This is a genomic window from Okeania sp. SIO2F4, from assembly GCF_010672385.1.
Classification (GTDB): domain Bacteria; phylum Cyanobacteriota; class Cyanobacteriia; order Cyanobacteriales; family Microcoleaceae; genus Trichodesmium.
On record NZ_JAAHGT010000267.1, the window covers coordinates 1 to 10,766 of the forward strand.

At 33.5% G+C, this 10,766-nt stretch carries 10 protein-coding genes; 6 read left to right on the forward strand and 4 right to left on the reverse strand.

Translation table 11 applies throughout. The features are described from left to right. A partial coding sequence (locus F6K22_RS17755) for a C-terminal helicase domain-containing protein (protein WP_293100477.1) occupies positions 1-1,121 on the reverse strand: 1,121 nt, incomplete at its 3' end. Positions 1,122-1,150: 29 nt separating this feature from the next. Beyond that, positions 1,151-2,221 (reverse strand): DEAD/DEAH box helicase family protein, encoded by a 1,071-nt coding sequence (locus F6K22_RS17760; RefSeq protein WP_293100480.1) that lies wholly within the window; start codon positions 2,219-2,221, stop codon positions 1,151-1,153. 247 nt (positions 2,222-2,468) lie between these two features. Between F6K22_RS17760 and F6K22_RS17765 the strand changes: the two genes are divergently transcribed. Next, the gene (locus tag F6K22_RS17765) at positions 2,469-2,639 is read left to right on the forward strand and encodes a hypothetical protein (RefSeq protein WP_293100483.1); all 171 of its coding nucleotides are present in this window, start codon (positions 2,469-2,471) and stop codon (positions 2,637-2,639) included. Positions 2,640-3,303: 664 nt separating this feature from the next. On the opposite strand, the gene F6K22_RS17770 is transcribed toward F6K22_RS17765, so the two are convergent. Next, positions 3,304-3,942: a class I SAM-dependent methyltransferase gene (locus F6K22_RS17770; protein WP_293100486.1), complete on the reverse strand. Its 639-nt coding sequence runs from the start codon at positions 3,940-3,942 to the stop codon at positions 3,304-3,306. Positions 3,943-4,135: 193 nt separating this feature from the next. Here F6K22_RS17770 and hemH point away from each other — a divergent pair, with 193 nt between their 5' ends. Further along, a complete protein-coding gene (gene hemH / locus F6K22_RS17775; RefSeq protein ID WP_293100489.1) occupies positions 4,136-5,299 on the forward strand; it encodes a ferrochelatase in 1,164 nt (387 codons plus the stop codon). 522 nt (positions 5,300-5,821) lie between these two features. Here the strand turns inward: hemH and F6K22_RS17780 are convergent. Next, on the reverse strand, positions 5,822-6,385 hold the full coding sequence (locus F6K22_RS17780) for a DUF4126 domain-containing protein (protein WP_293100491.1): 564 nt from the start codon (positions 6,383-6,385) through the stop codon (positions 5,822-5,824). An 866-nt stretch (positions 6,386-7,251) separates the two neighbouring features. Between F6K22_RS17780 and F6K22_RS17785 the strand changes: the two genes are divergently transcribed. The 4 genes from F6K22_RS17785 (at position 7,252) to F6K22_RS42215 (ending at position 10,470) form a co-directional block, all read left to right on the forward strand. After that, on the forward strand, positions 7,252-7,410 hold the full coding sequence (locus tag F6K22_RS17785; protein WP_293100493.1) for a hypothetical protein: 159 nt from the start codon (positions 7,252-7,254) through the stop codon (positions 7,408-7,410). Between the two features lie 505 nt (positions 7,411-7,915). Then, positions 7,916-9,202 (forward strand): Glu/Leu/Phe/Val family dehydrogenase, encoded by a 1,287-nt coding sequence (locus tag F6K22_RS17790; RefSeq protein WP_293100496.1) that lies wholly within the window; start codon positions 7,916-7,918, stop codon positions 9,200-9,202. 785 nt (positions 9,203-9,987) lie between these two features. Beyond that, the gene (locus F6K22_RS17795) at positions 9,988-10,125 is read left to right on the forward strand and encodes a hypothetical protein (RefSeq protein ID WP_293100499.1); all 138 of its coding nucleotides are present in this window, start codon (positions 9,988-9,990) and stop codon (positions 10,123-10,125) included. Positions 10,126-10,278: 153 nt separating this feature from the next. Then, positions 10,279-10,470: a hypothetical protein gene (locus F6K22_RS42215; protein WP_363273810.1), complete on the forward strand. Its 192-nt coding sequence runs from the start codon at positions 10,279-10,281 to the stop codon at positions 10,468-10,470. The last annotated feature ends 296 nt before the right edge of the window (positions 10,471-10,766 follow it).

Consider the following 10,766-nt stretch of genomic DNA (forward strand, 5'->3'; position numbering starts at 1 on the left):
TAATTTTTCCATCGCTTTTCAATTTCTACTAAATCATAATTAATTGTACTTACTTGATATTGATTAGTAAGTGTTGGTACAAAAGTGTAAATTTCCACAGTACGAGGCAAATGCCAAAAGCGTAAAATTCTTCCTGCTCTTTGTACTGTTTTAATAGGAGTCCAATCAATATCGTAGTTAATTACTACTGAAGCATCTTGCATATTTACACCTACACCATGAGTATCTGTAGAAATAAAAATGTCATAAGTTTCTGAATATTGATTAGTTTTTTTATTGGCAATAGGGGCAAATTGGTTAATCATATATTCAATTTCTTTACTTTCTTTCATCTTGAATTTTTCTTCACTTTCGCTTTTTTCAATAGTTACTGCAATCTTTAAATTAGGAAATCTTGATTCTAGTTTTTCATATAAATAAAAAACCGTTGGTCTTCTCTCAGAAAAGATAATAACTTTTTGCTGATTTTCTGCTGCTTTTTCAATAATATTTGATAAACCATTAATTTTAAAATCGTTACTGTCATCAAATTTTTTAAGCTTGGTAAGAATTGGTTTTAAAAATGCTTTTCGCTCTTGAGGAGAAAATATAAATTCTAGCTTCTCAAGTTCATAACTATTTTCCCCTCCTGGAGTATCAGCAATACTTTCTAGGATATCTTGAAGTGCTAAAGGAGAACTTGCCCAAGAAATTTTAACTAATTGATTAAATAGGTCTTTAGACATAGGGTTTCCCATAACTTCAAAATATCCTTGAGTTATAGCTTTAGTTAATTCTGCTTCAAAAATCAGTGGAAAATTGATAGTATGAAGAATCATATTAGGAATATAACCTTTTTGATCGCTGAAGTTAATATAAGTTCCTTGCTCGTCTTTTTGACCATAATATTTAGCAACGTGAGGGGTTGTTAATTGACTAACTATTGGCAGTTTGATAAATTCATCTGTGCTTTCAACAGACCAAATTTTGACATTTTGAGTTTCTTCAGCAAATAAATCTTTCTGCTCTGGCAAAACACTCAAAAAATATTCAAATTTATGGGAATTATTAGCTTTATGAGGTAACAGATAAAGTTGACTATTAATATTATCAAGATTTGTACCATAGGGAGAACCTGTCATAAGTAAAACTTTAGCATTACCTTTTTTTACTAATTCTCTAAGTCTAATAAAAGCTCTTCGTTCAGAAGGATTTTTTTCCTATTAGATAGGTCTTTTTTAAAACGATTTCTAAATTCGTGACTCTCATCAATAATTAATAACCAACGTTGCTGTTCAACCTCTTCTAAAATGTCTAGAAATTCCTTGATTTTATGCCGAGCATCTTTTATTTCTTTATCAAATATTTTTTGCACAAAAAATTCATAAGGAAGTGCAGCTTCTCGCATTTCTTTTCGCCAATTACTTTCAACCGCTTTTGGTGCAATAATCATTACATTATCAATCAAATCTTCTGCTTTTAAATGTAGAGCTACATGAATAGCAACAACAGTTTTTCCTAACCCAGTTGATGCAACTATCATTGAACCATTAAAATCTCGCATTTGCCGTAATGTTTGGGCAATCATATCAATTTGATAAGAAACTGGTTTTTTTGTATAACGAGTTTTAGGAGGTTGTACATTTTCAAAAGTCAACATAGTTTTCAGATAAATATCCCAAGGTGTATCAAAATCTAACCATTTCAATAAAATATCTAGAAGTTCTTGAGTCAAATCTTGAGCATTATTAAAGTAATCGTCAAATTCTCTAACTAAAGCAGCAATTTCAATTTTATTTGTAATAATATTCCCACCTTCAACTTGTTCCAAAAGACCTTTCCCTGTCAGATTTGAAGAAGTTTGCACTGCTGCTTTTTCATCACAAATGTAAAGTTTATTATGGTGGTCTGTTGCTCTAGCATCAACAATTTCAAATTGACGAGATTGCATTTTTTCTACAAGGTCAATAACTGCTTTTCTTCTATCTTTATCCAATCCTGTCCGTAAATCTCGCATTATTTCTTGAATTAGAGCTACTCTTGCTCGTTCTGCTCCTGGGTCATCTAAACCAACTAAAAGAAAAGTTTGTTTACCTTTAGTGTAACGACGGATTAAATTCCATCCTTTGATAGTAAAAAAACCTGTAGCAATGCGAATTTTATTTTCAGCTTTTTCTAGCCATTCACTAATGTATTGAAATGATTTACCAGATGCAAACCAACTTAAACGTTTTTTGTTCATTGTTCAACCTTTGGTTTTGGCATTGTCATATTTTTTATGGTAGTACGTTATTATGATAATTTTCAACAGACATAATAAACTAGACATTTCTATGATGACAAAAAAAGTTGATATTAACAGTAAACGCTTAATTGGAATTACCTCCAGTTGTTAGGTAGAATGGGTGACTGAAATTACTAATATTACTGTCAAATAAATATTTCTTCAGACTTCCAGTGGGTAAGTTGAAAAGGCGATATTTTGGTGTGTGTTTCAACTTATTTCGATTCTTAAAGGTGGCGGGGAAAAGGAAGCAGTAACAATATTTCAATATTTATTGAATAGAGAAAAAATTCACTGGATTAATGTTGGTTTTAAAAGAACTTGGATATTGATGGGAATCGGAATTATTTTGCTGAGTAATCAAAATCCAAGATAAGTAAATTTAAAACTAGCAATTGTTCTTTATTGAGTCAATTTGATAAAAAGCCAACTTGAGCAAAGCAAGTTTGCGTACTCCATACAAGTATTATAGTAATCGAAATAAAGGTTAGGAGATTACTAAATGTTGAGGCTCAGTCATATATTACTTTTGACTTTTGACTTTTAACTTGCGCGTAGCGCCCCATTCTATTAAACTTAATTTTCAATGAATATCAAAAGGTTTAATCTCAACTTTTGGCTTTCCTCCGTTATGATTGAAAAAGCAAAGATTTTGAAACAGAATCATTGACCAATTTCCTGAACCTGGGTCATGTTACACAAATATAAGTTTTAATTCTCTTTGGAGACTAATTCCTCCTTCAGTCTGATATAGCACTTTCACGACTAATCAGTACAGTAACAATAGTAAGTAGTAGTCTATTTCATTAATTTTGCATTAATTTTGATAGGTAAGCAAATTATTAAATTATAAATAATAAGTTGTTGTGACAAATTATAACCCATCATAACTAATGAAATAGATCGGTAGAATAAGTTCTAATTTGCTCAAAGTTTATTGCTCGGATTATTGTACTTAACTTTTATGCAAAGGGCTGTAATTAGTTAATAACTCATAGCTAATAGCTAATAACTGACAGCTAACGGCTGAATGCTTACCTTTATTTTTTAACTTGAACTACCTGAAGACTACCACCAGCATATAAAAGAGGTTTAGGTGAGTCACTATCAACTAAATCAAACCCTACTTCTTGTAATAAATCCAATATATTTGTATTGATAAAATTCCAGCAAGTTTCCGTTTCAAATAACCAGAAAAATATTGCTAATCCTGGCAAAAATAGAGGATTAGTCGGACTATGAAAATCAACAAAAGTAAAAATTCCGCCTGGCTTTAAAATTCGGTAAACTTCTTGAATAATTTGCTGTAATTGTTCAGAATTCATCTCATGTAAAGCCGCACTGGTATGTACTAAATCAAATTGATTATTTGAGAATGGCATATCCTCAGCAAATGCCTCAACATATTGAGCCGATGGTACATTTTTTTTAGCTCTATTTATTGATAGTGGAGAAGCATCTAATCCTGTAACATTTTGGGAGTATTTAACCAGAAAATTAGTTGTTTGACCACTACCACAACAAAGGTCAAGCACCTCAGTATTTTGGTTAATAGTTAAACCCTGTAAAGCTAGTTGGCGAAAATTAGTTTCTCCCCCAACAGCAAGAGCTGCTAAACGAGAAATACCATCATACAACCATTGATATTGATAACTCCAGTCTCTTAAAATTGTTGCCATTGAATTCTCAAGTCAAAAGTCAAAAGTTAAAAGTCAAAAGTTAAAAGCGTATAAATTTAATTTATACTTAACCACTCAAACTAAATAGATTTCGGGTGGCAGTTGACTCTATATTTGTCAAGAAATATAATTAACAAAATATAAATATGTTAAATTTAGTAACAAATATTAGAATGGGAGCCTTATTAACACTATGAGTCGTGTTGGAGTATTATTACTTAATTTAGGTGGGCCGGAACAACTAGAAGATGTGCGCCCCTTTCTCTTCAATTTATTTTCTGACCCAGAAATTATTCGTCTCCCTTTTCCTTGGCTACAGAAACCTTTAGCATGGTTCATTTCCACTATGCGTTTTCAAAAGTCTCAGGAAAATTATAGGGAAATTGGCGGTGGCTCTCCATTAAGATCGATTACAGAACAGCAAGCTCTAGCTATTCAACAAAATTTAGAAGCAAAAGGATTAGCGACTCAAACTTATATAGGAATGCGTTACTGGCATCCTTTTACAGAAGAAGCTCTTGCTAGAATTAAGCGTGACCAAGTAGAAAAGTTAGTAATTCTGCCACTATATCCTCAATATTCTATCAGCACGAGCGGTTCAAGTTTCAGATTACTTGATAAACTTTGGCAAAAAGACCCAGAACTAGAGAAAACTGAATATACCGTTGTTCCTTCTTGGTATCAACGACCAGGATATATCCAGGCAATGGCAGAATTAATTGCTCAAGAATTAGACCATTGTCCAAACTCAGAGCAAGTACATATCTTTTTCAGTGCCCATGGTGTACCTGTCAGCTACGTTGAAGAAGCAGGAGACCCTTATCAGGCAGAAATTGAAGATTGTGTAAATAGAATTATGAAGGCTTTGAACCGTCCAAATTCTCATACTCTTGCCTATCAGAGTAGAGTTGGCCCGGTGGAATGGTTGAAACCTTACACCGAAGATGCTATTCAAGAATTAGCAGATAGTGGAGTTAAAGATTTATTGGTAGTTCCCATAAGCTTTGTTTCTGAGCATATTGAGACTCTGCAAGAAATTGATATGGAATATCGCGAGGTCGCAGAAGAAGCTGGAATTAGTAATTTTTACCGAGTACCTGCTCTGAATACTCACCCAGTATTTATCAATGATTTAGCAGATTTAGTTGTGGAAGCTTTAGATGCTCCGAGTCGTGATTTTTCTGATGCTATCCAAATGAAAAAAATTATCAAAATGTATCCCCAAGAAAGATGGCAGTGGGGGTTAACTACTACAGCAGAAGTCTGGAATGGACGGTTAGCAATGCTTGGCTTTATCGCTTTGTTGTTAGAGTTAATTACTGGTCATGGCCCTTTACACTTGGCTGGTTTACTCTAATTATTGCTCTGCTGATTAAATCTAAAAGCACTGAAAGATAAATATTTTAGCCTTTTTGGGGCGAAAAAAAGTGCAAATTTTTAAGCTTGAGCGACCAAAAAGTTAGGATAAAGGGCAGACAAGCAAAGAAAGATCAAGGGAAAATTATTTCTCCTACTTTACTCTGTCTTCTCCCCTCCCCACACTTCCCACACTTCCCAAACTTCCCCCTCCCAACATTCTGCTTTTTTCAGCAAACCCTAATTATAGGGGAGTTTGGCATCTGGCTATGCCCCTTGATTATGATTAAGATTAATCAGAATTACTGCCATAAATTTATGGATTAATACTATTACCTCATTTTGTCTTTCCTAGATATAGTAGTCGAACATATTGGGTGCGGACATTTATAAATCAGGACTTACACAAAGGTACTATATATAGAGTTTAAAAACTATAACGTTATAGTTTATGACACTATATATATAGTATCTGCGTAATTCCTATAAATACTCAAACTTAGTCAGGGATTACTTTTAACTTTTAACTTTTAACTTTTGACTTGTCTGTAGCGCCATACCATCGGTACCAATCTTGATAACTACGAATAGCTAGCCATAACAATAGTAAGGCAATTAATCCTCCCTGTTGCGGTGCATCGAAGGCAAAAATTACTAAACAAATGCAGAGAATGTTTTGAGATAATAGCATCCAAACAGGCAAACCACGCCACCGAAAAAACCACCCAACTTGAACCAGTTGCAGCACCAACGCAAGTAAACCCCCCACAACTCCAATAACTATAATTAACCAACCCTCTAAATTAGTAGCTTCAGCGATCGCCATACTCATAATTGTTCCTACTATTGGACTAAATATGAGTTGAACTAGATTAAGAATGCGTTGACCTAAGAGGTCTTTTGAGGCAAAGATTTCAAATAAAGACCAACTGACTAAAATTCCCACCACTATTTGGGGGGATATTTTAGAGAGCAGAGGAACTTTTGCCCAGAGGTCGTTTTGCAATAAACCTATTAGCAGTAGGGGTAGTGCTATTCTAATACCTGCTGCGGCTGATGCAGACAAGGCTGCGAGGACTTCTACCATAAATTACAAAACAGAGTATTACTACTATTACTATCTATTTTAGTGTTTAGTTGCTGATGTCCGGGAGGAATATCTATACTCAGGTATTTGACCCCCTTTCAAGGGTGGTGGTGGATAATAATGCTAGAGAGTGTGTGGGGAGTGTGGGGAGTGTGGGGAGTGTGGGGAGTGTGCGAAGAAATTCAAAAAATATATATCTTCACCATTACTATACAGGGCTACCCTTTCAAGTAATATTTAAGGATAATTTTTCTGATATTTTTAACTAGACATCTCCGGAAAATAAATAAACCTTTTGATTATATTAGCTAAAGAAAGAAAAAGTCACCAGAAAAAATCCTTTTTCCTACCTTTTTCGGAAAAATATCTTACTTGTTCCCAGTTAAGTGTTCCCTGTTCCCTACCACTGCCAAAAATCTATATCTTTTTCACGCCTAGGTCTACTGATATATAGCAATGGGTGCAGGATTTGCGAAAAAAAATGAAGTAGCATAAATTTTAAATTTATCCTATCAGTCTATGCACCTAAAATTAATATAAATTTTGATCTAATATAGGGCTGCATTAATTAACCACAATACAAAAAGACGGTATAGATAATTTAGTTATCTAAAGATAACTTAAGCTATTAGCGAAGGATTTCAATCCTTGGGGAGCCATGGAGTATAAATAAAGTGTGGCAATGTCTACCGCCCAGAAATAAATTTATTGGCTCACAGAAGAAGTCATCTTTATATGACTAAAGGTAGCTGATTATTATGACTAATTAATGAGACTTGATATAAGAATATCGAAAACTTAATTAAACAAAATTGAATTGAATTTGTATTCCTTAGTTTTGAGCTACCAAAAAGTAGGAGTTTTTAATGAGCAGTACAACAATTTTAAATGAAAGTTTTATTAAACTCAGAGGCAAACATTTCCACTATATCTGGTTGCGTAAAAATTGCTTAAATCCTCAGTCTCGTAATCCAGATACTTTTCAGAGAATTTATGGAGCAACAACTGAGAAAACTTACTTCTAGATAGTTTAATAGCTATATTTATGAGTAAGTTTGATAAACTTTAGACAAGTTTTCGCTTTTTGTATTTACCGAAAAATTAATAATTAATAATTAATAATTAAATAATTCGCGCCTTGAAGCCTCCCCTTGGATAGGGGAAAACAAAGACAATATTCCTTATATTCAATTCCGTAACGGTTAAAACCTTCTTGTAATTATCAATTATCCATTATCCATTATCCATTAATGAACCCTTATTACTTCTGACTTCTGACTTCTAACTTCTGACTTATTAGGACTCCCAATATACTCAGCAGCGCTAAAGCGCAACTACGAGCTACTATTATACTATTATAAGTGTTTTACCGAAGATAACATTATTCCCCAAGAGTATCAATTAAAATTGAATGCCCATTATTTTTGGTAATTGGTATAAGTTGTTCTTTATTTTTCTTAATCATTACAGTGAATCAAGAGATTTATGATCTAAATACCAAGATAATTTTCTTTAGAAAAATAGGTATTTATGTCAGATTCTTTGTTTGATGATGCTAGTCGTAGGTTAGAAAGAGCTTTAAAATATGTCTCTCTTTCTGAGGATACAAAAGAACGCCTCAAATATCCTAAAGCTACTTTAATAGTTTCAATTCCTGTCCGGATGGATGATGGTTCGTTAAGAGTTTTTCAAGGTTATCGAGTTCGTTATGATGATACAAGAGGACCGACAAAAGGTGGTATTCGTTATCATCCTAATGTGTCTATTGATGAGGTGAAATCTCTGGCTTTTTGGATGACTTTTAAATGTGCAGTTGTGAGCTTACCTTTTGGTGGAGCAAAGGGTGGCATTACTGTTAACCCAAAAGAATTATCTCGGATGGAATTGGAACGTTTGAGTCGGGGATATATTGATGCGATCGCTGATTTTATCGGTCCTGATGTGGATATTCCTGCACCTGATATGTACACTAACCCAATGATTATGGGTTGGATGATGGATCAATACAGTATTATTAGAAGACAATTAAGTCCGGCGGTTATTACGGGTAAACCTGTTACTATTGGTGGTAGTTTGGGGAGAAGTACAGCAACGGCAATGGGTGCTTTTTTTGCTATTGAAACTATCATGCCAAAGTTTGAATATATCCCAGAAAAAACTACAGTAGCAGTGCAAGGTTTTGGTAATGTTGGAGCGGTTTTGGCAGAGTTACTTTGTCAAGCTGGTTATAAGGTGGTTGCTGTTAGTGATTCTCAGGGGGGTATTTATTCTCCACAGGGTTTAGATATTCCGAGTATTCGTCAATATAAGGAGTCTAATAAAGGTATTCAAGCTGTTTACTGTAAAGGTACTGTTTGTAATATTGTTGAACATAAAGTTTTAACTAATGAAGAACTTTTGAGTTTGGATGTTGATATATTAATTCCTGCTGCTTTGGAGAATCAAATTACTGAGGAAAATGTCAAAGATATTAAGGCAAAGTTCATCTTTGAAGCTGCTAATGGTCCGACTACTTCTGCTGCCGATATAGTTTTAGAAGAGCGTGGAATTCATGTATTTCCTGATATTTTGATTAATGCTGGTGGTGTGACAGTAAGTTATTTTGAGTGGGTACAAAATCGTAGTGGTTTGTATTGGACTTTGGATGAGGTTAATCAACGATTAAAAGAAAAAATGGTGGCAGAAACAGAGAAGATTTGGCAAATATCTCAAGAGTTATCTATTTCTATGCGAACTGCTGCTTATGTACATGGTTTAAATAGATTGGGAGAGGCAATTAATGCTAAGGGAACTAGAGATTTTTATGTCAAAAGTTAGTTCATCAGTTATCAGGTAAAAGTCAACAGTTGCTTGGGCATGCCGCGTGTAATATTATGTCTGGTTAATTAGGGATCAAAAAATTTCTCCTCCTAATACCTTCTTTCTCACTCCTGACTCCTACCTAATTATTTATCAGTGTTCATCTGGACATGATATAATTGATGGGTTAAGTCGATCGGGACTTACGCCAAGGTACTATATATAGAGTGTAAAAACTATAACGTTAGAGTTTTTGACGCTATATATATGGTCTATGCGTAATTCCTATTAATTGACAGCACTTTTCAGACAGATGACTTCACGTCATAATCAAAATCTTGAAAAAGATTTGGCAATGATTGAAAATAGAACCTTTTTTATACAGTCTTATAAGAAACTGGGTTGATAAGAGTATGGATGTTAGTATGGTGGATTTAATAAACCCGGTTTCTCTGCTTTTTCGATGCTACCGGATTTGAGATGACAGGCAAGATGTCTGTGTTACATTTGATAGTGCGAAAGTAAATAAAAATAATGGCTTACAGTGATTTGAAGTTGGGGGATTTAATCAAAATTTTTTGCTTAAAAATTAATGAAACTTCTGAAATGTTTGCGGATGTTGCTGAAGTCGAATGTAGTTAAAATTTAACTATTAGACATCTCCAAAAATGAAAAATAAAATCAATTATTATCCATAAATTATCAATTACTTTCCCCTGTTCCCAGTTAAGTGTTCCCTCTTTTCTGGAGATGTCTATTATTCTCCTGATTTTGTTAATATATTGCCAAAGTAAATAAAAATAATGGCTTACAGTGATTTGAAGTTGGGGGATTTAATCAAAATTTTTTGCTTAAAAATTAATGAAACTTCTGAAATGTTTGCGGATGTTGCTGAAGTCGAATGTAGTGAAATTTTAACTATTAGACATCTCCAAAAATGAAAATAAAATCAATTATTATCCAGAAATTATCAATTAATCCCCCCAGTTAAGTGTTCCCAGTTAAGTGTTCCCTCTTTTCTGGAGATGTCTATTATTATCCAATAAAATGTAGATTTAGCAGTTGCGATTAATACAGAAAAAGCTCGTTCTGAGATGATTATTGCACCAATATTTCTGGAAATTCGACGCAAGGTTAATTACAAAATTAGTCTGTTTTCTGGAGTAGATTTTAATGTAGATTTCAGCCAAGGGTTAAATGGGTTTTGTGACTTTTTAATTAGTCGTTCAAAGGAACAACTTTTTATCCACGCTTCTGTCTTGATAATTGTGGAAACTAAGAATTAAAATTTGAAATCAGGGTTAGGTCAATGTTTAGCATAAATCGTGGCAGCACAGTTATTTAATCAGCAGGAAGGAAATCAAATTTAAACTATTTATGGTGCTGTGACTATTGGTACTATTTGGCAGTTTCTTCAACTTGATGGAGAGGTTGTTTATATTGATTTGAAAGAGTATTAAGTAGGTCGGCATAATTAAACGACTAAATAGCAATCATTTTTGTTGTCTACTTTTTTGATTAATCTTATCTAATCAAATCTAAATCTTTCCCACACACAATTATTCTTTTTGCTCCTTTTTTC

Bases quoted from the DNA above. Each gene is read 5' to 3' on its own strand.
- F6K22_RS17760 (WP_293100480.1), bottom strand. From the start codon at position 2,221: ATGAACAAAAAACGTTTAAGTTGGTTTGCATCTGGTAAATCATTTCAA.
- F6K22_RS17770 (WP_293100486.1), bottom strand. From the start codon at position 3,942: ATGGCAACAATTTTAAGAGACTGGAGTTATCAATATCAATGGTTGTAT.
- hemH (WP_293100489.1), top strand. From the start codon at position 4,136: ATGAGTCGTGTTGGAGTATTATTACTTAATTTAGGTGGGCCGGAACAA.
- F6K22_RS17780 (WP_293100491.1), bottom strand. From the start codon at position 6,385: ATGGTAGAAGTCCTCGCAGCCTTGTCTGCATCAGCCGCAGCAGGTATT.
- F6K22_RS17785 (WP_293100493.1), top strand. From the start codon at position 7,252: ATGAGCAGTACAACAATTTTAAATGAAAGTTTTATTAAACTCAGAGGC.
- F6K22_RS17790 (WP_293100496.1), top strand. From the start codon at position 7,916: ATGTCAGATTCTTTGTTTGATGATGCTAGTCGTAGGTTAGAAAGAGCT.
- F6K22_RS17795 (WP_293100499.1), top strand. From the start codon at position 9,988: ATGGCTTACAGTGATTTGAAGTTGGGGGATTTAATCAAAATTTTTTGC.
- F6K22_RS42215 (WP_363273810.1), top strand. From the start codon at position 10,279: ATGATTATTGCACCAATATTTCTGGAAATTCGACGCAAGGTTAATTAC.